Genomic DNA, 23,255 nt, shown 5'->3' with positions numbered 1-23,255 from the left:
TCTTACCTCCAACGTTGTTCTAGATTAAGATTCAAACCGCTAATGATCCCCAAGGCAATATCTGTTCCGGAAGAAGAACCTATATCCAGCACTGCCGATAAGCCAAGAAGCATATTTTCCTTACTCTCATACATGAGCGAATGCAGCATCTGACCCATTGACTCTCTCACCTGACCCCAAGCCGCTTTTTTCAGAGCCATATAGCTTATTTCATTCGTTAATTCAGCTGCATCGTTCACGACTTCCCTGCACCACGGCTGATATTTACTAATAGGACTCTGAGGCAGATGGATCGCAGCAAACAATCCAACTAAAAAATCATCTCCCGACGGAGTCAGCCCTGAGCCTAACCCCATTAGTCGAATTGCATAATGAGTAGCCTCTTCCATGCTGTCATTCGCCAAGGCATTGAGAAGACCTGAAGATCGCTCTTCCAGCAGCCGCATCGTTTCTCTCTCAAAGCTGCTAGAACCCGCAAACTGCTTCATACCGCCTGCTTTTCCATAGCTATTGATAAAAGCCCTTGCCGCAGCCAAATTATCTCTTAGCGTCTTTACTTCTATTGGAAAAATAGATAAAGAGCTCTGCCAAACTGTCAGTTCCTTGATCGATATTGAAAGCTTAGTGCCAATATATAATTGATCATTCTCCGCAAAAACTTCATCTCCCACAACCAGTCCAAGATCCGAAAAACTACTAACCTCTGTGATCAAAGTATTAGGCGCATTATCTATCCTACTGCTCGCAATGGTATATAATTCATCAGTTGCCTTGCACCTTACATTTATCGTCCGCTCAAATATGCTGTGTACATTTCCGAAAAATCTTGATTCTCGAATCCGATGAAAGAACGCGCTATCACTGGATATCCCAGCTTTTAAATAAGAGGTACACTTGCTCTGAGAATGCTCCGTTTGATCGCCCCCTTGAGAAGGAAGTAGATAATGGTTTGGTCACTTACTGTCAGGTTATCCTATATAGAAAGCGTTCTCATAAAAAAACCGTAACGGTTGATGATGAATGATAGAAGATGTTACACTCAGTTCATAAAATTCTAAGAATGATGAAGATTGAGCTGCTTTCTGTGTGAAAAAGGATATTTTTGTGAAATATATCACAGTTTAACGGATAAACGTTACCTGACACCCTTATTGTAGTCCTCCGCACACTGGGGGTCATCATACAAGAACACTAAAAACAACAAGTAATCACTATGCACATTGCACAATGGGTGAAGATAAGGGGTGTGAATTGATGCTAACGATAAAAGATATCTTACAAATCAAATCCATCGAAGGCATAAAGATCGTTGCGGGGCATTCTGGCCTAAACAATCAAATCTCCGTAGTTAATATCATCGAGAATCCGGACGTATTTGACTGGCTGACCTCGAACGAGCTGCTTTTATCCACCGGATATATCTTCAAAGACAGCACGGAGCTGCAGAACAAATTCATTCATGAGCTGGTGGAGAATAACTGTGCAGGACTCTGCATCAAAATGAAGCGATATTTCGATGCTATCCCGCAGAATATGATCGAGCTTGCTGATAAGCATGGACTCCCGCTACTGGAGCTCCCTTTTGAATACACCTTGTCCAGAGTCATTGCGATCATTAACGAAAAGACCAACGCGGATTACGATGCTGTGAACCGACGCTCGCTCGACCTTCATAATGCGCTGTTCAAAATCGCACTCGAAGGAGGCGGTATTGAGCAAATATCGGCGGAATTGTCCGACACGATCCATAACCCTGTTCTTATATTAGATAGAGACTGGAACCTACTCTGCTATACAGATCATAAGGATAACCCATCTCCACTTCAGGAATTCCTGCCACTGGTGAAGAACAGGCCAGTTTTCCCACAAGAGTTCACGGTAGCTTTTCCAAAGTATATTACTGAAATCAAAAAATCCATCAAACGCACCTACTATTCTCAGGGACAGCCGTACAAGTGCTGCATTATGCCGGTTTCTGTATCCAGTAACGCTTACGCGTATATCGTCGTTCTGCAAACGGTACGCAAGCTGGTTGAATTTGACTACACCGCATTAGAGCATGTATCCACGATGCTTGCACTGGACCGGATCAAAGCCAAGGAAATCGAAGAGGTAAAGCATAAAATTAGGCAGGACTTCTTCGACGACTTATTAGCTGGCAATATTACTTCAACAGAAACACTGCATTCCCTATCTGCTATGCATGGGCTTAAAGTTAACTATGCGTATTACTGTACAGTTATCCATATTGAAGCTACACAGCTGGAAAACTACACGGACATGGTTTATAGAAAATACGAAATGGAGCATATGGTCAAAAAATGTGTCAATTTGATCTATGGCTTGTCCAGTAATGCAGGTGGAGAGCTAATCTGTTACTATCGCAATCAGCAAATTATCATCTTGATCGGAAAAAATGAAAATAAACCGCCAATTTCCGTAAGCGATACGAAAGCCTTTGCTCAAGAGGTGCTGCAATTGCTGGCTCAGGAAATGACTAAAAATCATTTTCTCATCGGCATTGGCAGTCAGTATAAGACACTTGCTTCGCTCCATCGAAGCTTCTTCGAGGCCCAGGAAGCTATGCGGCTCATGCAGCGGTTTAATAAAGACAGCCGGAGCATTGCTCACTTCGAGGATTATTCTGTCTATCATTTTTTGGATTCCAATATTAAGCCTACGGAAATGGAGACATTCTTTAACAAAGTTCTGGGAGGCATCCATGAACATGACCAGACGATGAACACGAGATTCATGTCTACCTTGGAGTATTATTTTATGTACAATCAGAATGTAACCGAAGCCGCCAAAGCGATGTTTATTCACCGCAACACCTTTATTTACCGGATTGATAAAATCAAAGATTTGCTAAATATAGATCTGAAAAACTCAGATGAGTTATTCGAGATTCAACTGGCACTTAACCTCTATCGATTGCTGCAAAGGGGTTAAAATAACGAAGGGTATTCCCGGCAACCATTACTCTAGTTGCACTGGAATACCCTTTTTTCATAACGTCATAGCCCGTCCATATCTTGCTAAATATTCTTCCTTCTCCTTATAATCCGGCATTAGGCTTCCAACCCGTCGCCAAAAGGAGCGATCATGGTTCATATGCAGCAAATGACATAACTCATGGATGATCACATAATCGATAACCTCCACGGGAGCCATGGCCAGACGATAGTTAAAGGTTAGCTTTTTATCGGAGCTGCAGCTTCCCCATTTGGTCCTGGACTCTACAATCTCGATACTCTTAGGTTTTACTCTAAGCTGCGTCTGGTACCTAGTGATCCGCTCTCCTATAAGCTTCTTGCAGCTAGAGAAATAGAACTTTTTCAGCTTTAACTGAAGTTGTTCTTCACTTAGCTCCGCTGTCTCTATAAGCTCATGCAGAGAATAATATTTGCCTAGATACAGAAACTTTCCTTCATCTTCGTACGCTCTGATCATCTTTGGCGTTTCACGAGCTGCTTCGAGACTTTGCAGCTTCTCCACAATCATTTTTCCATTACGCTCAACCACACTTTTAATCGTCTCTTCAGATGTTTTCTTAGGTACCTTGAGTGTTATGCGCCCTGACGAATCTATATGAATGGAGATTTTTTTCCCGTTTCCATATTGAACATTAAACTCGATCACCTGATTGTCGTAATCAATCTTCATACCCACCATCGTTTCTATAAGATTATTCGCAATAAAAAAGAAGAACGCACCTAGGCGCGTTCTCCTATTTTAACACGATTCCTCAATACACCGGATATCCCGCTACAAACATTGCCAAGTACAGTATACTACCCACAACAGATATAACAGTGAGTGCAACATCCTTCGGCTTTTCATTAGTGAGCGCAACGGCAGCAAAAGCTAGCGGAAAGGCAACAAGCAAATAACGCGGGGCTGACAGCAGCCAGGTAGCTCCCACTACGAAAGCAAAATACACGATAAAATAAGCAGTGTAGGATGGCCGTAGTTTTCTTGCTCCCATAAACATGATAATTAGTGCTGAGAATATAGCGATTAAATTAGGCAGCCACATGCCGAGAAAAGAACGGCTATCTCCACTTTTAAAGGTGCCCACCGCATATTCCATCTGATATCTTACGGTATCGAAAAAGAGATAGAACTTCTGTGACCAATGCTCTCTCTGGTAAATACTGAACTGAAAAGCATTTCCCGTAACATAGTAGTTGATGTAAAGATAAGCCAGCAAACCCATCGATATGATAGCAAGACAGCCAATGGCGGTGGTCAGTTTATGTATAAACGCTTTTTTCTCTAGTAATTTATAATTCCCGATAAGTTCCCGTGCAAATTCAATCGCAACCGGTACAATCAACAGTACCCCTGGAGAACGCGTATACGCTGCAAGTGCACCGCATAAACATCCGATGAGCCATTCTTTTTTTCTCACAAAATATAAACACAACAGCGATAAGGCCAGAAATAAAGATTCGGTCATTGGGATGAAGAAAAAGAACGCAGCCGGAAATATAAAAATATACTTTACTACTCGCATAGCACTCTTTCGATGCATGTCTAGTGCGGCAAGCTCATAGGCGACCAAGGCAGCGACAAGCGAGCAAATATTAGAAACGATGAATCCAGCGACGAGATAATTCCCTACAAATACCTGAACTACTTTAATTAGATTTGGAAAAAAAGGAAAAAATACAATATGGTATTTCGGATCTCCCTCCGTCACATACCAATTCTCCGCGATGCCCAAATAATGTGAAGCGTCGATTCCTGATATATGCCAGGTCTCAGCTATTTTGTTAAACAAACCACCGGAATAGCCATTCTGTATGATCAAAAATATATAACCGATAATCATAAGCAAAATTCGACTAGCCACTACCCAGCCGATAATATATAGCCAAGCCTGCTTTCTGTCCCGTATTTTATTTTCCAGAGTTACTTCAGGTGCTGGATTTGTCAGAACAAAATCTGTCAAAACAGGTATAGTGCGGAGTCCCAATAATACAAAAAGTACGAAACAGGCCACGGAAGCAAGGGTACCCATCATAGACCAACTAGTGGTCGAGTTTACCCAGAAAATAGCCGTCACCATCATAATGAACATGAAGATGAAGGAAATGATTTTGTCGTGCTTTTTCATTTGAACCTCCAAAGATAAATTCTTACAATAATCTAGTTAAAAAAGGAAAATATTACGCATAGAAATATAATAGTCTCTGGAAATTTTTTTGTAAATCATATATTGTCTTTGAAATAACAAAGCCACAAGGGCCATCAATTCACACAAATAAAAAAACAGCCTGAACCCTGTAAAAAATGGGTTCCAAGCTGTTCTGTTGTCATCCCTACTTCTCTTCATGGCTGAAATAAAAATTCATCGGCAATTCATCATCACTTTCCAGACTGTTCGTCATCTTGTAGGTGATGAGCATTTTATTCTCACCCTTGCCGTATGACCATGATTCTTCAATACTTCCTACCAGTGGCTTTAACGGAAGAGTCATCCTGTCAATCGTTTGGACTGATTTCTCGACTTTGTCAGTCTCTTCATCTTCCACAGGTTCGTAATGATCCAGAAAAGCACGCACCAGTTCTCTTGCATTTTGAAAGCCACTTTCCGATCTAGGGAAAACGGTTCCTATCCGGTAACCTATGATTTTATTAGTATTAACATCTACCACAACCTGTTGTATAAACTCCATTTGATTGACGGTTAGGATATCATCTTGCAGGATTGTACCCAAAGTTGTATCGTATTCACCCACGGCATCCGTAATTTTTAAAGCAGCAAGCCCTTCTTCGCGCGGCTGCATGAACACAGCCCTATGCTTCTCCACATGTGTGAAAAGCTCAGCATACTTAGGTTTATCCTTGCTGCATGCAGTAGATAACAGCGAAAGAACGACTATTCCACAAATGAGAATGAAGTATGATTTTCTCAAACGGATACACCTCCTTACCTGACGAAATCAATAGATGACAAATCTCAGGAAAAACACTTATTAACTATACCTTTTTAGAAACAATATCTTCAAAATGTTTTACAAGATACCGGTAACTTCAAAATGTTGAATGTTACCGTTTACATTTATATCATAAACCACTCCGCAAGCCCAAGCGAGCCCCCCTCCTACAAGAAATACCCTATTACTACCTAATGCATTATACCCTGTATATTTTGTACCCATAACTGGTGAACTGACACTTGTAACTATTTCATGCCTGAATGGAAAATCATTCGCTTCAGATGCAGCGGTATATCCTGGATAGGTCAGCAGAGTACCCAAAGTAACCCAGGTAGCTGTAAAATTATTAATATTGAACCCGTTGTTTGCATAAGCCGTAACCTCTTGCCGCAAGGGGCGAATATAAGTAACGTTGTTATACGCATCTGCATGTGCAGTAAATATACTAACAGAACTCAATCCGTAACCGACTGTTCCCGGTGTTCCTGTTGGCTTGCCGGCCTCAATTATCTTATTTATTATGTTAGCTTGTGAGATTGGTAATATCGTATTGACACTTATATCGCCGTCATCCAATTCATTCCAAATACGAATGGCTTCGCCATTTATTTCACCACTCCGCATTGTTGCAATGTTTTGAGTAGCAGGTACAAACTGTATAGCACTATCCTCATTGACAGCTGCACCTTGCTCACGCAACCAGTTAATTGTTATTTCAGGAACCTCATCAATGCTCATGATCGCTGTTTCATTAACTGATATACCAGCAACAATAGCCTTAAAGTCTGTCTCATTTTGATTGACGTTCATTGCATCAGCATTTATTGGAATGAAAATAAGCATAGCAACAACCATAATTGAAATTATTCTCTTTTTCAATGTAACTCTCCTCTACTCTTTTTAAAAGCATTTAGTTTGGTCGACCAACCTACCAAACCTTACCATACATGTGAATAAAAAACACCGATCTTTGTTATGTATATTGAAAAAGGGAGTAAAGACCTAAGGTCTCTATCATAATTCGATTGTAAGCGAGAAAAAACGTCATAATAATGAATTTTTTGTAGAAAATGAGCAAAAAAAGTCCGAGCGTATATGCCCGGACTTAGCTTTTGTATAGTAAATATGAGTTAGCAGATCATTATCATTCAAACGGATAAATCCAGAAATGTTCTGTTCCAAAACGAGCTTGGATCTCTTTATCATTTAAAGGTTTGCTGCCCAACAGCTCAGCAGCTTGGAATTGGGAACGATGCGCCTGAATGGACGCCATCTTGTGCTTGAGGAAATCTCTCACATCATTGATAACCTTTGGCTCCCCAATCTCTACAATATTATTAGCAAAAGCTATACAGTGAACAGGAGGTCTTTCTTCCTTTGGAAGTCTTGCAACGGTTCGGATCACTGCGGCTCCAGTAGCATCGTGATCAGGATGAACGCTGTACCCTGGATAGAAAGTGATGATCAACGAAGGTTTAAGCTCTTTCAAGAGCGCATCAATCTGCCCATCGAGCAAGACTTGATCTTCGAATTCTATCGTCTTGTCGTGAAAACCAAGCATTCTTAAATCCTGTATGCCAATAGCCTCGCAGGATTCCTCCAGCTCCTTCTTACGTATTTCCGGGAGGGTTACCCGATTCGCAAAGGGCGGGATGCCCATATTGCGGCCCATTTCTCCAAGCGTTAGGCATGCGTAGGTAACTTGGGTCCCATTTTGTATATGTTTGGCAAGGGTACCTGATATACCGAAGGCCTCATCATCCGGATGTGGCAAAATAACAAGAATATGTTTTTCCACAGAACTCTTCATCTCCTCTTCCATTAGAACGGCTCTCGGCTTAATTGTAACGATACGATCAGTTTGCCTTGAGCATCATGTCCAGCCATAATCAATCTGCCTGTCTCACTCTCTTCATAGTGAGTTAGCCCTTCCGAGTAAACCCAGCCCTGCGACATTTTTAAGCCGACCCGATAAGGACCGTTGCCGGAAATCGAACCATGGGAATATCGAATAACAGCATTGGTAATAAAAGTAGCGGCTGGATGCTTCGAACTATCTAAATGGGCAGCGTAGGCTCCCGTTGTCATCTCAAGATGGATATATAGATCCTGATCTTTAAGCAGGTCGATCCTATCTTGTACTTCCGATTGATTGATTAGCTGCAATGTTGCGCCTCCGTCTCTGACTGAATATATACATACAAAAAATAAGATCCATACCTTATAGAAGGACGGATCTGTTATATGATAAGCGGGTCCGTATTTCTCATCAAAGTATAACGTGCAATGCTATGTAATTCAATGGATAGAGCGATCCCCTCCAAGTGTAACAGTAATGGACTGGCTTTTTACTGTTCACCTGAAGGGGATAATATCACTGAGTGGTTATGCTGTTTATATTAGATCACAAACTGATCTAACATCTTTACGATGACTTCACGCTTTACAGGCTTGCTGATATACTCGTCCATCCCGGCAGCTAGACAGTTTTCACGGTCACCCTTCAAAGCATTAGCCGTGACCGCGATGATGGGCGGACATTTCTCTTGATGCTCATCTCTTAACATCTTCATAGCCTCTATACCGTTCATAAGGGGCATGTGAAGATCCAATAAAATAAGATCAAAGGGTTCTTTCCGTGCTGCTTCAACCGCATCTATGCCGTTTGTGACGGCGATAACGCTGTGACCCATTTTTTCGAGTATTTTGGTCAGCACTAGCGCATTGATAGAGTTGTCTTCAGCAAGTAAAATTCTTGCCTCACGTGCGGTATGAAGCTTATTAATGTTAGCCTCTTGGCTAGGGATTACCACTGATTTCTTGGGCCTGATTGTGAAGGTAACCGACGTACCGCTCTTGCCGTCACTCTCCGCATAGATCTCACCACCCATCATTTCGACAATTCTGCGGCTGATGGCAAGGCCAAGACCCGTGCCTTCATGTCTCCGCATCATAAAGCTATCCACCTGCTCAAACGGTTCAAAAATATCAGTAAGTCGATCAGGATCAATTCCAATGCCAGTATCGGTTACCGTAAAAGCCAGCAGGAAGGGATCTTCCTTTACAAGCCTCACTTTTACCGATATGCTGCCCGCGGGTGTGAATTTCACAGCATTCCCTAGCAGGTTCAAGAACACCTGCTTCAAGCGTTCCTCGTCACCGTAAATAAAGTCAGGAACGTCATGATTTATGATGCTGGTGAGCTCCAGATTTTTTTGTTCAGCTTTTATTGCGATAACAGAAAAGCTGTCCTTGAGGCAAGTTCGCAGATCGAATGTATCCTCTTGTAGCTCGCTTCGGCCTGCCTCAATTTTTGAAAGATCAAGGATATCATTAATTATATTGAGCAGGATTCCTCCGCTTTTGCGAATGATTTCTACATATTCACGTTGTTCTTCATTAAGCTCTGTTTCAAGCAAAATATCAGTCATGCCGATCACCCCATTCATGGGAGTGCGAATTTCATGACTCATCATAGCCAGGAACTCACTTTTAGCTCTATTCGTGGACTCTGCGGCTTCCTTAGCTAGCGACAATTGCCTTTGCTCGGAAATGTCCTTGCATATAAGATAAAATCCGATATTATGATTGTTCACATAAATAGGTGCAATACTGGTGAGCACTTCAACGACTTCGCTGTCCTTAGTGACAAGCTTATTGATATACTGCTCAACTGTATTATCGTAAAGGGCTCTTTCCAGAATGCGCTGGACATTCTCTTCTCCAATCAGACTCGCAAGCTTCATCCCGATCAACTCGGACTCGATGGCATAGCCCGTTATCTTTTCCGCCATACTATTGGTGTTAATGATTCGACCGTCAAGGTCAAAGGAAATGACGGCGTCATGGTTATATTTTTTAAGCGACGTATACCGTTCAACAGACTCCTGAAGGCGTTGCTCGGATTCCTTTTGCTTTGTAATGTTAACGATTTGGCAAATGAAGTATGCTGGCTGGTTCGACTCGTCGCTGAATAGGTGGAGCGTGAGCTGTCCCCAAATATAATCTCCATTTTTTGTGATAAACTGCTTTTCCATCTGCACTTCTGTTTCCTCACCCAAAACTGCTTTTAAATCATGAAGGTTGCCGAAATCCTCGGGGTGAGAAAGGTCTTCTAACCGCATACCCTCAAACTCTTCAGTGGAATAACCAAAAGTCTGCTCAAAGGCCGGGTTTACGGTCAGAATCAAACCATTTGGCGATAAAAGGGCGATCCCAAAGGAGGCGTGATTAATCACCTGTTGGTTGAATTGTTCCTGGTTTAGATTTACGCGATGCATAGCGACCTCCATGGATGATGTGATTTTTGCGTGAAAAAATAGACCTTCTATTTAGAAGGTCCTATTTATAGCTTATAGTCTAATTTACCCACTTTGTTATTAATTGAATCCGTTAATTTAACGGGATCGAATAGAACACTCTGGATCCTTTATTGTTCGTATACCAAATGATTTTGTCTCCACTAATAATAGGACTGCACTCTGATAAGGCAAAATGCTTGATCGTTTGGATTTCGCTAGTAGCTTTTCCCGCTCCATCTATAAGAACATATTTCAGATCACCCGGATGATTCTCTTTATCAAACTCCTGCCACAGCACCATCATTTTGTCGTCTGTGATTTTTACTAGCTTAGGGATGGACGCGATCAGGTTCGTGCCTACATATTTAGCCAAGGTAATGTGATTCACCGAAGTACTGCTCAGGTTGGACTTGGGCAACACACTAAGCATGACATCCCTTTGGTCCGTTTCTAAACCCACCATCTCATAAGATGTATACTCTTTGACCAGTGAATGATCTACCGAATTCATAGCGACTATATAGTTCGCCGGGGACATCTCAAATCCGCCTATAGAAACACCCGTCGCGTTCGCTCCGATTTTGCCGGGAATATTAAATAAGTCCACTTCGTTATAACTGGCTCCGTCTCCTTTATTCAGAACAATCGAACGGGGATAAGCGTCGCCATGATCGACTAAAACATGCGCTGCACCATCAAACAATACATATTGGTCAAAAGAGTGACTGACATGATTCTTCTGGAATCTTCCCAGATCATTGGTCACGGTCATGGATTTAGTATTTACGATAATGGTAAGCTGGGATTGATGATTTAATTTATCTTCTGTCGTGTATCTTGTACGTGAGGTGTGAAATACAAGCGTATCTCCAGCCTCAGCCATACTACCGGAGCCTGAATCAAACGGGCTAACGGTATAGCTCTCCCCACCCTTTATGGAGACACTGTCTACTCTATTGAAACTTTTATCATAACGGACAATACGAATGACTTCTTTGTTATCATTCTCTTCGCGGTTCTCTTGGCCAAAAGCAATATAGTTATACTTCTCCCCACTAAAGAAGCCACCAAACACCGGAAGCTCAAAAGGAATGCTCTTATTGCCTGTTAGTTCGTACTTCTCATTGTACGTTTCAATCGTAAACTCTTTGTTCGCCTCAATAACACTTACAGTCCCATCCTTATTATTCACAAGATAAGAAGAGGCCGTACTTTTCCATCTAGGAAAATAAGAAGATTCCGCATTACTCTCAGCTACAGCCGCCGTCTTTACCCGGTAAGCATGATCTGGGATTGTGGAGAATAACGATATGCGATCAGACTGAACGTCAAATTCAATATCGAACGGAATTTTACCCGCCAAATCTCTCAACTGAAAATAATTGTTATCATCAATATTGTACGCCGTAATAGACTGCAACTGTCCATTGACCAGCACCTTAGAATTTGAAAGCGTAGCTGCATAATTTCTATTGCGGCTATAATAGTTACTTGTTGTTTTCTTTTCGGGCGTATAAGCTTGTCCAGTTATGATCTCAATCGCATTGTTCGCTTTATTCCAAGTGATATCAAACTGGCTACTCGTTCCCGAGAAATACTCTGCCAAATCGCGTAGTCTGAAATAATTGTTATTCGATATGTTGAACCCATTCAGGTTCCGCTGTTCTCCATCAAAATATGTACTGCTCTCGGTTACCTTAGCCTTCACCGTACTGCTCGCAAAGGTAGTAGTGCCGAGTGCTGGTGTAACCAGTAATACAATTAGCAAAACACTAAAAATCCTCTTCATCCGTCTTTCCTCCATTTAAACATAATTACAATGGCATGCTTTTGGTAATCACAGTATCCATCTATTAATCTTATCGGTAATCGCGTTAAACTTAATTATGAAAACGGGGTATGGTATATAATGGACATAAATTCAAAATACTGGAGGCGTATATGAGTAGAACAAATTATGGTTACTTACTGATCATTCTAGCCTTAATCCTACTGTTGACAGCTTGTGGACCAGGTCCAAAGTCTGGCAATCGATACGAAAAAGATATTCTGAACACACTCTCCCCAAGATACAACCTACAATTCAAAGTAGTAGAACGGACGGGCGTAACCAACAAAGACGGTTATGAGAAACTAATCTTATCTCCCATTAATGATCCGAACATTAAATTTTTTGCCAGTTCCATTTATGCGAAATCATACTATTCAATTTTTCGTTCGGAACAACATCAGGAAAGTTATCTAGACGGTCTTTTCTTTGCTTATGCCCCTTCATTGTACGCCAGACATTTAAATTTCAAGTTCCCTTCTGACTATTTCAGTGAAACGCTGAAGTATGGGGAGATTTACAAATCTACATACGAGAGGGATGGAACCGCACCATATATCATCGATGGAGTTACCGAAAAAGATTTCATTCCGTTATCCAAGGACTTTTATGAGATTATAAAGGGATTCTATCCGCACAGACCACCTTCTCCGAATTTAGTCAATCAGCTCGGTTCCACCATAGCACTTCCATACAGATTTGAAGGCAGTACAAAGCTGCAATTGATCCGCCACAATTTCGCTTCTGCTGAACCATACGACTCTTATGAAATCTATAGGCAATTTGTTAGCAGTTATGAACAGATGAAAGAAGGGAATGAGTGATGAGAGGCTCTTATAAAATCTCCATTCTGATGATCATTTGCTGTATTCTGTTGACAGGGTGCTTCTCGGGGAGTCACAAGTCAGGAGATAAATATGTGAAGAATGCTCTAGCATATATGAAGGCATACTATTTTATTGATTTTGAATATTCAAGAGTCATAGGAAAAAATGACGATGGATCCGACATTTTGGAGCTCTACCCTAAGCTCAATCCAGACATCAAATTTAACTACCAACAGTACATTATCCAGTATCCTCTTCACAAAACTGATAAATATAACGTTTCTAAGAATTACGAGGAAGTCCTCTGGATTAAAAAATATGCAGATGTCTATCAAAGGATTCTGGGTAAACCCGTGAATACCGATGCTATTTGGGAAGCTTATCAGAAAACAGATTTCACCCAAACTAGCTTTCTCGAGTTCCTGAGAACCACCGATTATGTGATTTCAATTCCACCAAATTCAATCCCAGAGTTCTCCCAAAAGATTTATGCAATGTCTCAAGCGATTGCTGAATTCCCAGAGATCAGCCGCGTGGGAGGAAGGCGCATTGATGAACTGCCTTACCAGTTTGAAAATCAAAAGGATCTCTCACGCGCTTACTTTTTATCGAATGATTTCAGTTTTAATGAAGAAACGACCCTTCAGCAGCTCACTCAGCATTATCAATATATGAAGGACACCGGGGAATTGAAATAATTTATATTCCTCAGATAGCACTCTCAAAAAAAGCCGGCCAAACTCAGGACAATACACCTGAAATTTAGTCGGCTGAATATTAAACTTAGTTTGTTTTAGAAGCAGGAAGCTTTTTTAATGTAATCTTTCATCAAACATGAGTTGGATTTGAATACCAAAGGGATCTTCAATGATACCGTAGGCTTTGCTAAACACATTGCTAGATAAAGGAGCAATAATTTTCACGCGCTCGTCTGTGATTAAGCTTTTATAAAAACCTTCAATCCCCTCTAAGTCAGCACTTTGAATACATAATGAAGTGTTATTGCCCACTGTATATTCCTCATTCGTATTCATTGTATCTTCTGCTATCATTATTTTTGTTTTTCCGATTAACAGGACAGAGTGAGTAATATAATCCTTATTTTCATCCGTAAGCTGTATGGAGCTGTCACGCTCTGCTAGTTGTTGATAGGTGACACGTAGCAATTCCTCTGCGTTAAAATGTTCTTTGTAAAATTCTATAGCTTCCTTAGCTCTTCCATTCATCGATAAAAAAATAGCTACTTCTAGTGTTGTACTCATAGTATAAATCTCTCCTTTTATATATTTGATATCTGGCCTTAAACTTATTATCCTATATAAAGGTATCAAAACATGACACCTTTATAAGGAGTTTTATATATGAAAAAATCAGAACGATTAAATGACATGATGAGGTACTTAAACAGTCGAGAATTCTTTAATTTAAGTGATCTCATGGATAAATACGCTATTTCAAAAAGCACAGCTCTACGCGATATTAGTTCATTAGAACAATTAGGTATGCCTATTTTCGCAGAACATGGAAGACACGGACGTTATGGTATTCTAAAAAACAGATTGTTATCCCCTATTATTTTCACGATAGATGAAGTCTATGCGCTGTATTTTGCCATGCTGACGTTAGAATCTTATCAATCTACACCCTTTCATCTGAGTGTTAACAAGCTAAACGAAAAGTTCGAGCACTGTCTTTCGAGTACACAAATCAACCAAATTCACAAAATGAAAAAGGTCCTGCAATTCGAAATGTATCAGCATAAGCATGTCAGCCGTTTTTTAGATAAAATCCTAGCAAGTATTCTAAATGAGAGTGCCTGTAACATTGCATATACAAAAGAAAACCAAACAAAAAGCTACCCTGTTCAATTCTTTAGGATTTCCGCTAGGTTTGGTCAATGGTATGCCACTGGAATAGAGCTTACGACGAATACATATAGAGTTTTTAGATGTGATCGAATAACCTTCATTGAAGAAGAGGAAAGCAAGGCTCGTTATTCTATAGAAGAACTTCTTAGTCGTTCATTAGAAATCTATCAGTCTGCGAAAAGTATTGACTTTGAAGTTGAGATTGCGGAACAAGCAAAGGATATTTTTTATAAAGAACATTATCCTTCTATGGAAATAGAGGTGGGTCCGAAAACAGTCATTAAGGGATTCTATAATCCAGGTGAAGAAGATTTCTTGGCTAATTATTTTATGCGATATGGTCATGCTGTTACATCCGTGAAACCTGAAGCCTTAAAACAAATAATCAAAGATAAATTAGAGCAACTCGTAAATCATTATCAAAAAATATAAAACTAAGCAAAAGGGGTAAAAAACACAGCTTGGAGAACTGCCTTAGCCTTTTTGAGGTTACGCGTATCAAGTTGGTTAAGCATGTCTACGATTTGACTCATTTCATCGTTTTCCACTGGCTCAAGAGATTCTCCGGCAGTTAATAATTCTTTTTCAGCAACCGATTCCGAATGAACCCATGACGCTTCCAAAGTATCCTCGAAGGCTTGGATTATAAATAACAATTCATCTGTATTATATCTCTGTAGAAACCGGTTTATCCCTTTATTCATCTGATGATGTAGAGCTTGGTGCAAAACGAATATTTCTTTACCCAGAGGTGTTGTAAGAAAAAGCACTTCTTTTTTATTATCGGGGAGAAACTCCGTGCGAATAATTTCCTGTTGCACTAATTTTCTAGTGATTTTGGACACGCTGCCTTTTGGAATTCCGAATTGCTTCGAAATGGTAGTGCCATTCACCGGCTCAAGCTGTCCAATTGCATCTATTACATGCAGCATCATGACTGTGGAGTCTTGGAGGAAATCAATGATAAGGGGATTACTGCAGTTCTGAATCAACCATTCCTTCTCTTCGTCATCCTCCGATTGAAATCGCTTTTGTAATTGGGGAATCATCTCTATCAGTTTTTTTATCAAAATATCCTTATTAGGTAAGTTCTCGAAAGAATGCGTCACTGTTAAGTCTCCTCGTAAATTCATCTTATGCTCATTTTAACAAGACACAGATCATAAATAAAGTTTCCTAGAAATAATATTGACAACAAGGAAACTTAAAACGTATTATTGTTTCCATAGTTAATATTTTATTTCAAGGAAACAATAATACGAAAAGAAGGTATTTATATGAATGTCTTAATTATTTTTGATCATCCATACGGAGCAACAGCGTCCGAGAATGTCCCCCATCAGCGAAGCTATTCCGCAGCCTTATTAGCCTCCGTAATGCGAGGTCTCACCACCAAAGGCCATACGATTGATCTTATCGATCTGCATGCCAATGGATTTGATCCAGTCATGTCGCACGAAGAACTCACTGCTTGGCGGCAAAAGAGAACCACCGACCCGCTAGTCGCCAATTATCAGCAGCGTCTTATAGTAGCGGATCATATTGTCTTCATTTTCCCTATATGGTGGGAAGCCATGCCCGCTCTTACCAAAGGTTTTCTTGATAAGGTATTCGCAAAAGGCATTGTCTACAAAGAAACTAAACCTGGGCGGCCCTTCAAATGCTTGCTCCCGAATATTAAAGGAGTGTCCCTGCTGACCGTAATGAACACGCCCGACTTCTTTTATCGCTGGATTTTTGGCAACCCCATCACCAAAATTCTATTCAGAGGCACCTTCCGCAAAATGGGAATACGGAAGAACCTCCGTTGGTATAATTATGCCGGGATGTCAGATCGCAGCTTAGAAGAGCGGGTGAAGCATCTTGATAAAACAGAACAACGGTTTGCACGACTGGACTAAACTAGACTAGATCAAATTACTCAAGCGCTGACTGATTCTGAGAACTGAATCTCTGGTTTCTTCATCTCCCTAAGCACCAGCAATCCAATGAATAAGGATACAACGCCGATAATCATCAGCAGCGCCCCCAGCTCCTGACTGTAGGCTGTTAGCGCCCCATCCCGAAAAGCCATTCCACGTATGAGGCGATTAAGCCAGTTCATAGGTAATACCCATGCGGAAATTTGAAAGAACTCTGGAAAGGCAAGTGGACTCAGCTGGATTCCAGTAGCAAGAAACGACGGATACAACACGAAATTGGTTCGTAAATTAACTTTGGACACGTCTTTGGCAGTATAACCAATCAACAGACCCATAAGCGACAAGGCAAAGGCATATACAAACAGTGGAATAATAAACAGATAAGGCGCTGCTTCAAAGCGCATTCCCCCCACCTGCTTTAATAAGCCATAACATAGGAGCAGCGAAATAGTGGTCAAAACAGCGTAAGGTACACTGCGAACCCAAATCTGCCAAGGAGACTTCCCGTTTGCAAAGAGTTTCCCCTCCTGCCGCAACCGAGGGACAATTGAACCCGCTGCGCTTGTTGTAATCATCAGCACCACAATATTCACAAATCCAATGACCATAAAACCCACATAACTTGTGGTCGGGTTAAACAACACCCGCTGCTGGAGAGATAACGGAGAAGCAAGCCCTTTAGAGGTTTCGGCATCCACCCCCTTTTGGAGGAGCCGGGTCATAGAAAGAGTCACATTTTCCGTCTGGATGACTTCCTGAATCGCAGTCCGGATGCCGGTTAACCCTGATGGCATTGTATTATCCATTAAGATGCCAATATTCGTTGATATCCCCTGCTGCTGATGTTGCCCCAACTCTTTGGGAAGCATGATGACCGCTACAGCCTGCTCATTTGCTAGTAACGTCTCTGGGTTCAGGCGGCTGGAGTACACATTTGTTACGTTCATATATGGAGAGGCATTTATCTTTGAGATCAGCTGTCGTGAATACGAACTGTGATCCTCATCAATGACAACAACATGCGATTCGCTGATTTGGTTCTTCGAGAACATTAAGCCAAAAAATAGGGCCGCAATAAGCGGACCTATAAAAATCAGGCGTAAATACTTACTGCCCACCACGTACTTCCATTCGTCAATCAGTGACTTCATCGAGCTTCACCTCCGCTGTCATCCCCGGAAGCAAATCAGCATTCCCATCCATAGTTACACGGACAAGAAACATGCTTAAATCGGCTTGCCCTTTTTCACGTGACATACGTAAGCTCGCAAATTGAGGCGCGGCTGCGATAGATGTAATTACACCTGTCACCTCCGTTGGGTGCTCCAAATATGGAAAATGAACGCCAATACTTTGATTCACCTCTAGCTTTTGGATTTCACTTTCTTGTATGTAGAGATCTGTATAAAAGTTGTTTTTTTGCAAAACCGCCATTGGCATTCCTAGCTGGACTAGATCTCCCGGCTTTACAATAATCTTGTTGACTGATCCGTCCTCCGGCGCAACTACATCCGTTTCTCCTTCAGCAGATTTAACCTTAAACAGCACCTCTCCCTGTTTTATAGAATCACCTGCAGCCACACCGACCTCGACAATTGACCCTGGACTATTCTGATAAAATATTGTCTTCTGCTCCGCATCCAGAATCCCTTGTTTCCTGCTCTCAGCCTGACTGACTGCATCCTTTCCTTTTACAGCAAGAAGCGCCCCTCCAACAATCAGCACAATCGCAATTCCTATATATAGTCCTGCTTTTATCTTCATTTTCCACTCTCTTTCATCACCATTTTTTTAACTGCATTTTCAGCAGCCTCCATAATTACTTCTCCCAATGTGGGATGAGGGTGAATGGTCATCCCCAAGTCCTCCACAGTGGCTCCCATCTCAATAGCAAGAGCAAGCTCCGACACGAGTGTGGATGCCTCTACTCCAACGATTTGCGCACCCACTACGACTCCTGAATTTAGGTCCGCTACAAGCTTGACGAAACCTTCCGTCTCCCTCAAGGCCAAGGCTCTTCCGTTAATCCCAAAGGAGGATTTGCCAATAACCAGCGAAATGCCTCTTGCCTTTGCTTCTGTTTCACTTAAGCCGACACTGGCCAGCTCTGGGTGCGAAAAAACAACGAGCGGGATGGCTCGATAATCAACTTCGGAGGAGAGACCTGCAATGGCCTCTGCCGCAATCTTTGCTTCGTACGATGCCTTATGAGCGAGAGTCGGGCCTGCCGTAATATCTCCAATTGCAAAAATATGCGGGATAGCTGTTCTGCACTGTTCGTCCGTCGCAATCAATCCCCTACTCGTCACTGGCAAGCCTATGCGATCTAGTCCTAAATTGCCGTCTGTATTTGGTTTTCTGCCCACAGTAACTAACACATATTCCGCTGTAACATGCTGCTGTTCCTGATTTTTTAAATAATGCAGTGTAATGGTATCTGCACTCTCCACTACGTCCACAGCTGTCGCTCCGGTAATAATTTTCATGCCATCGGCTTTCAGCTGCGTTCCAACAGGGCTCACAAGCTCCGCCTCAAATCCAGGCAGCACTTGTTCTCCCCCTTCCAGAATCGTTACCTTTGTTCCGAATTTGGCATACATCTGCCCCAGCTCGACACCAATATAGCCCCCACCTATAACTACTAGGCTAGTTGGAATCTCAGGGAGCGACAGTGCTTCTGTGGAAGACAAAATACGTCCGCCAACAGGAAAGGCTGGCAGCTCAATCGGACGAGATCCTGTAGCCAGGATAGCGTTTTTAAAGGATAAGGTTTGCTCCTGTCCAGACTGACTGATGATAGCTGTATGTTCATCCACCAAGCTAGCCTCTCCTTCGAAAATGCTCACCCCAGCAGTCTTTAATAAATAACTGACTCCACCTGCCTGCTTATTCACAACTCCTTGTTTAAAATCCTGAGCATTTTTAAAAGATGCTGACGCATCTACAAAATTGAAAGGACTGAGCAAATCATAGCGATGTGATTCAGCAATTAATGCTTTGGATGGGATACATCCAACATGCGTGCAGACTCCGCCAAGCTGGTTGCGTTCAACAATCGCCGTTTTCATCCCAAGCTGTGCAGATCGCAGCGCCGCCACATAACCTCCCGGACCTGATCCAATGACCAATGTTTCTACGGCTTCAAGCTTACTCATCTCCTGATACCTCCTGTTGAACTGTTTTAAAATATGATGATCGTAATATATTATTACCATCATATTTTAAAACAGTCAATAACCTTGCCTCGCCTTTCACAAGCTAACTTTCTCAGAATCGCTAAATTGACAGGCTTTATTATGACGCCTATAATATTTTAAAAGTAGAACTATGAAGCTGTGGAGTGATTACAATGCCGTATCCCAAAGGTCATAAAATAAAAGTTCGAAATAAAATCGTTGAAAGTGCTGCTCAGGCTTTTCGCACCAACGGTATTCACGATGTAAGCGTTCCGTTCATTATGAAGGGGGCCGGATTAACTCATGGCGGGTTTTATTCCCATTTTGACAACAAAGAACAGCTTGTCGCGGAAGCCTGCCGGTATGCCATCAGCGATACCATCGCACTTCTGCAGAAGGTCGCTGACCAGGAAGAGCAGAACCCCAAAATCAATGCTGTCATTGATTATTATTTAAGTCCGTATCACCGCGACAAAATGGAGATGGGCTGCATTATCCCTGCCCTTTCTAGCGAAATATCCCGTTCCTCAGAAGAAGTTCGGCAGGTATTCACGCAGGAACTGGAACGGATGATTGCTTTTATCTCTAATCTGGCGGGAATTGACGCGTCCAAAGGTAGTGCACTGTTCAGTACTATGGTTGGCTCCCTTGTTCTTGCACGGACGGTTAAAGATCCTGAACTGAGCGACAACCTACTCTCGTCTGGCAAACAGTATGCCAAAGCGCTAGTAAGAGCCTAATATAAAAAAACACGCCAATAAATGGCGTGTTGTAGTTAAATTTATTAAAATTCTTCATACGATGCGGGATCTTGATCAGCTATGCGACCTGTTGGCGAGGTTAATCCGGAAATAACGGTCATCTCAGCTTCCGATAATTCAAAATCAAAAATATTCAGATTATCACGCTGATGCTCTAGAGAAGAAGCCTTTGGAATGGGAATAGCCCCAAGCTGTATATGCCAACGTAAGATAACTTGCGATATCGATTTATTATGAACCTTGCCTATTTCCGCTATTTCCTCATTTTCCAGTACACTGCTAGCCCGTCCCAATGGACTCCACGATTCAATCACTATCCCATGCTCTTTGTTCCATGCACGCTGTTCTTCCTGATTAAAATGAGGATGCAGCTCAATCTGATTCATACTCGGCGCTACACCAGTTTCTTGTATCAAACGTTCAATATGCTCCGGCAAAAAGTTACATACACCGATGGAGCGAATCAAACCTTGCTTACGTGCCTCGATCATCGCCTGCCAGGCCTCAACATATAAATTCACTCTAGGATTAGGCCAGTGGATGAGATAGAAATCATAGTAATCCAATCCGGCTCTGAATAAAGACTCCTGTATAGTAGACAACGCTTCTTTATAAGAGTGATGGCGTCCTGGCAGTTTGGAAGTAATGAGTAGCTCTTCCCTAGGCACAGAACTTTGCCGAACAGCCTGGCCTACAGCACCTTCGTTCTCATAATTAAACGCAGTGTCGATCAGACGATAGCCAACATCAATCGCCTTAGTGATGTTTTGTGCTCCCTCAGTTCCGTTTAACGCGTAGGTACCAAAACCAATCGCAGGCACCTTCACTCCATCGTTCAATACGATTTCAGGTATTCTCTCAGTCATCGTCGCTCTTCTCCTTTGTTGTCATTTAAACCCCTGTCGATCCATCTTATAATTATTATAACATCCTCATAGTAAACTCAATCATTGGGTCACCTGAACAACCTCTAGCCTATTAGTAAGCCGCTTTCGTGGGCATCCGATTTATTTTTTATAGTAAAATGAATCTACAACACAGGATTTTCGTAATATTATGAATTAAAAGTAGAGATAAGAGGTGTATCCAATGAAGGAGCAATATCCAGCTAGGCTTGAATTGTTCGCAGACAACGCTCAGAGGATCAAAAAAGCTTTCCCATGGCAAAATGCAATGGTTAATCGGTTAGCGGCACTATTGTATGCTGTAGAAGACAAAGTTGCAGATGACGAAGCCATCCGTGCCAGCTATGAGCTAATTAAGGAGAGTACCGGGATTTTCTCTCAATTTAGAGGGGCTTCGGTGATCAGCATTGCCGCCCTACTCTCTCTTTCTGACGAGAAGGAAACTCTGCTTGCAAACACACTTGCCGTGTATGATTTAATGAAGGAAGCCAAATTCAGAGCCTCTGATTATCTCGTCGTTGCTGCCTATCAAATCGCTGCTAATGCAACATCGGATCAATATCAGCATACGGTAGAACGGGCAAAGCTATTTTACGATAGTATGAAGGCAAAACATCGTTTCCTTACCGGACAGGACGATTATATCTTCTCCGCGATGCTTGGTCTTTCCGATATCGATGTTGAGAGTGGCGTGGACCGCATGGAGCAGCTCTATGTAACGCTTAAGCCCGAGTTTATGTCAGGCAACAGTGTGCAAGCCCTGACCCAGGTATTGGTTCTTGGGGAAGAAGCCCCTCAAGCAGCGGACCGTGTATTGGCATTAAGAGATGCATTTCGTGCACAGGGTATCCGGCTAGACAAGGAATATACCCTCTCCTCACTGGGCGTGTTATCCCTGCTCCCTTGCAACAAGGAGGACATCGTTACTGATGTCTCGGAGACTTACGAATTTTTGCGTACAAAAAAGGGCTTCGGGAACTGGTCTATTGGCAAGCAGGAATTACTGCTCTTGTCTTCTGCACTGGTAGCCTTCAGATCTGTGGAGGATGTGCAAAACGGCGTATTAACTACGATGCTTTCTACCAACATTACCAATATTATAATTGCGCAACAGGCTGCTCTTGCCGGGGCAGCGGCTGCATCAGCTGCGGCTGCAGCTTCTTCTTCGAATTAGATTGAATCGTGAGGGAAAGATATGGACTCAATAAAAATCTTCACAACTAGAAATGAAGAATTGTTAAACCGTCTACTGAACATTTGGGAATCATCCGTGCGGCATACTCATCTTTTTCTATCCGAGCAGGATATTGATGCTTTGCGGCCGCTGGTCACGCAGGCGCTTGAGGGCATAAGCGATTTGTTTGCTTTTACAGATGATGAGGAACAGTTGCTTGGCTTCATAGGGGTTCAGAATAAAAAGATTGAAATGCTGTTCGTAGAACCTGCTGCAATGGGAAAAGGGGTTGGAAAAGCGCTAGTAGCTTATGTCATGCAGAAACTCGCCGTACACCTCGTGGATGTGAATGAGCAAAATCACCAAGCTTTAGGTTTCTATGAGCATATGGGATTTCAGGTTTTTGAGCGTTCAGCACTCGACGAACAAGGTAATCCTTTTCCTATCCTGCACATGTCGCTGAAGTAGCTTTTTCCTATGCAGGAGACAGTTCAATGCATTTTAATATTGTAAAAAGACAACAGAGCAGCGATTCTCTCGTTTGA

23 protein-coding genes are annotated in these 23,255 nt (G+C 42.0%); 8 read left to right on the top strand and 15 right to left on the bottom strand.

All coding sequences use genetic code 11. From position 1 onward, the window contains the following. Positions 1-2 precede the first annotated feature (2 nt). Positions 3-713 (bottom strand): DUF2877 domain-containing protein, encoded by a 711-nt coding sequence (locus MHB37_RS03870; protein WP_339171410.1) that lies wholly within the window; start codon positions 711-713, stop codon positions 3-5. Positions 714-1,254: 541 nt separating this feature from the next. On the opposite strand from MHB37_RS03870, the gene MHB37_RS03865 reads away from it, so the two are divergent. Next, positions 1,255-2,952 (top strand): PucR family transcriptional regulator, encoded by a 1,698-nt coding sequence (locus MHB37_RS03865; RefSeq protein WP_405168966.1) that lies wholly within the window; start codon positions 1,255-1,257, stop codon positions 2,950-2,952. A gap of 57 nt (positions 2,953-3,009) precedes the next feature. Here MHB37_RS03865 and MHB37_RS03860 read toward each other — a convergent pair whose 3' ends face one another. The 8 genes from MHB37_RS03860 to MHB37_RS03825 all read right to left on the bottom strand — a co-directional run bounded on the left by MHB37_RS03860 (position 3,010) and on the right by MHB37_RS03825 (position 12,038). Continuing rightward, positions 3,010-3,666, bottom strand: coding sequence for a M48 family metallopeptidase (locus tag MHB37_RS03860; protein WP_038574107.1), 657 nt, complete (start codon positions 3,664-3,666; stop codon positions 3,010-3,012). Positions 3,667-3,748: 82 nt separating this feature from the next. Further along, positions 3,749-5,122 (bottom strand): hypothetical protein, encoded by a 1,374-nt coding sequence (locus MHB37_RS03855; protein ID WP_405168965.1) that lies wholly within the window; start codon positions 5,120-5,122, stop codon positions 3,749-3,751. A 205-nt stretch (positions 5,123-5,327) separates the two neighbouring features. Further along, positions 5,328-5,924 (bottom strand): hypothetical protein, encoded by a 597-nt coding sequence (locus MHB37_RS03850; RefSeq protein ID WP_405168964.1) that lies wholly within the window; start codon positions 5,922-5,924, stop codon positions 5,328-5,330. Positions 5,925-6,023: 99 nt separating this feature from the next. Continuing rightward, on the bottom strand, positions 6,024-6,827 hold the full coding sequence (locus MHB37_RS03845) for a hypothetical protein (RefSeq protein WP_076128604.1): 804 nt from the start codon (positions 6,825-6,827) through the stop codon (positions 6,024-6,026). Between the two features lie 265 nt (positions 6,828-7,092). Next, on the bottom strand, positions 7,093-7,746 hold the full coding sequence (gene bshB2, locus MHB37_RS03840; protein ID WP_038574105.1) for a bacillithiol biosynthesis deacetylase BshB2: 654 nt from the start codon (positions 7,744-7,746) through the stop codon (positions 7,093-7,095). A 23-nt stretch (positions 7,747-7,769) separates the two neighbouring features. Continuing rightward, the gene (locus tag MHB37_RS03835; RefSeq protein ID WP_076128602.1) at positions 7,770-8,114 is read right to left on the bottom strand and encodes a YojF family protein; all 345 of its coding nucleotides are present in this window, start codon (positions 8,112-8,114) and stop codon (positions 7,770-7,772) included. A gap of 233 nt (positions 8,115-8,347) precedes the next feature. After that, positions 8,348-10,228: a PAS domain S-box protein gene (locus MHB37_RS03830; protein WP_076190118.1), complete on the bottom strand. Its 1,881-nt coding sequence runs from the start codon at positions 10,226-10,228 to the stop codon at positions 8,348-8,350. 112 nt (positions 10,229-10,340) lie between these two features. Further along, positions 10,341-12,038, bottom strand: coding sequence for a hypothetical protein (locus tag MHB37_RS03825; RefSeq protein ID WP_076190117.1), 1,698 nt, complete (start codon positions 12,036-12,038; stop codon positions 10,341-10,343). Between the two features lie 152 nt (positions 12,039-12,190). Here MHB37_RS03825 and MHB37_RS03820 point away from each other — a divergent pair, with 152 nt between their 5' ends. Next, on the top strand, positions 12,191-12,901 hold the full coding sequence (locus MHB37_RS03820) for a hypothetical protein (RefSeq protein WP_076185106.1): 711 nt from the start codon (positions 12,191-12,193) through the stop codon (positions 12,899-12,901). Positions 12,902-12,996: 95 nt separating this feature from the next. Then, positions 12,997-13,602, top strand: a complete 606-nt coding sequence (locus MHB37_RS03815) for a hypothetical protein (protein WP_139329906.1) — start codon at positions 12,997-12,999, stop codon at positions 13,600-13,602. A 114-nt stretch (positions 13,603-13,716) separates the two neighbouring features. Here MHB37_RS03815 and MHB37_RS03810 read toward each other — a convergent pair whose 3' ends face one another. Next, on the bottom strand, positions 13,717-14,166 hold the full coding sequence (locus MHB37_RS03810) for a VOC family protein (protein WP_076190116.1): 450 nt from the start codon (positions 14,164-14,166) through the stop codon (positions 13,717-13,719). A gap of 99 nt (positions 14,167-14,265) precedes the next feature. On the opposite strand from MHB37_RS03810, the gene MHB37_RS03805 reads away from it, so the two are divergent. Beyond that, positions 14,266-15,204 (top strand): YafY family protein, encoded by a 939-nt coding sequence (locus MHB37_RS03805; RefSeq protein WP_076190115.1) that lies wholly within the window; start codon positions 14,266-14,268, stop codon positions 15,202-15,204. A 2-nt stretch (positions 15,205-15,206) separates the two neighbouring features. On the opposite strand, the gene MHB37_RS03800 is transcribed toward MHB37_RS03805, so the two are convergent. Beyond that, positions 15,207-15,881: a winged helix DNA-binding protein gene (locus tag MHB37_RS03800; protein ID WP_405168963.1), complete on the bottom strand. Its 675-nt coding sequence runs from the start codon at positions 15,879-15,881 to the stop codon at positions 15,207-15,209. 168 nt (positions 15,882-16,049) lie between these two features. Between MHB37_RS03800 and MHB37_RS03795 the strand changes: the two genes are divergently transcribed. Next, on the top strand, positions 16,050-16,673 hold the full coding sequence (locus MHB37_RS03795; protein WP_405168962.1) for an NAD(P)H-dependent oxidoreductase: 624 nt from the start codon (positions 16,050-16,052) through the stop codon (positions 16,671-16,673). A 20-nt stretch (positions 16,674-16,693) separates the two neighbouring features. On the opposite strand, the gene MHB37_RS03790 is transcribed toward MHB37_RS03795, so the two are convergent. The 3 genes from MHB37_RS03790 to lpdA are packed head-to-tail and all read right to left on the bottom strand — an operon-like array spanning position 16,694 to position 19,849. After that, on the bottom strand, positions 16,694-17,845 hold the full coding sequence (locus tag MHB37_RS03790) for an ABC transporter permease (RefSeq protein ID WP_405168961.1): 1,152 nt from the start codon (positions 17,843-17,845) through the stop codon (positions 16,694-16,696). Continuing rightward, positions 17,829-18,458, bottom strand: a complete 630-nt coding sequence (locus tag MHB37_RS03785; RefSeq protein WP_076308495.1) for an HlyD family efflux transporter periplasmic adaptor subunit — start codon at positions 18,456-18,458, stop codon at positions 17,829-17,831. Before MHB37_RS03785 ends, MHB37_RS03790 begins: the two co-directional genes overlap by 17 nt. Then, the gene (gene lpdA, locus MHB37_RS03780) at positions 18,455-19,849 is read right to left on the bottom strand and encodes a dihydrolipoyl dehydrogenase (RefSeq protein ID WP_076185117.1); all 1,395 of its coding nucleotides are present in this window, start codon (positions 19,847-19,849) and stop codon (positions 18,455-18,457) included. The genes MHB37_RS03785 and lpdA overlap by 4 nt, the downstream gene beginning before the upstream one ends. A 194-nt stretch (positions 19,850-20,043) precedes the next feature. On the opposite strand from lpdA, the gene MHB37_RS03775 reads away from it, so the two are divergent. Beyond that, positions 20,044-20,610: a TetR/AcrR family transcriptional regulator gene (locus MHB37_RS03775; RefSeq protein ID WP_076128582.1), complete on the top strand. Its 567-nt coding sequence runs from the start codon at positions 20,044-20,046 to the stop codon at positions 20,608-20,610. A 44-nt stretch (positions 20,611-20,654) separates the two neighbouring features. Here MHB37_RS03775 and MHB37_RS03770 read toward each other — a convergent pair whose 3' ends face one another. Beyond that, positions 20,655-21,497: an aldo/keto reductase gene (locus MHB37_RS03770; protein ID WP_248549431.1), complete on the bottom strand. Its 843-nt coding sequence runs from the start codon at positions 21,495-21,497 to the stop codon at positions 20,655-20,657. Between the two features lie 223 nt (positions 21,498-21,720). Between MHB37_RS03770 and MHB37_RS03765 the strand changes: the two genes are divergently transcribed. Beyond that, positions 21,721-22,710: a DUF4003 family protein gene (locus tag MHB37_RS03765; RefSeq protein ID WP_405168960.1), complete on the top strand. Its 990-nt coding sequence runs from the start codon at positions 21,721-21,723 to the stop codon at positions 22,708-22,710. Positions 22,711-22,731: 21 nt separating this feature from the next. Next, positions 22,732-23,178, top strand: a complete 447-nt coding sequence (locus MHB37_RS03760; RefSeq protein ID WP_405168959.1) for a GNAT family N-acetyltransferase — start codon at positions 22,732-22,734, stop codon at positions 23,176-23,178. Positions 23,179-23,255 lie beyond the last annotated feature (77 nt).

Source organism: Paenibacillus sp. FSL H3-0286 (genome assembly GCF_045040705.1).
Classification (GTDB): domain Bacteria; phylum Bacillota; class Bacilli; order Paenibacillales; family Paenibacillaceae; genus Paenibacillus_AQ; species Paenibacillus_AQ odorifer.
This window is presented reverse-complemented; position numbering and strand designations above follow the sequence as displayed.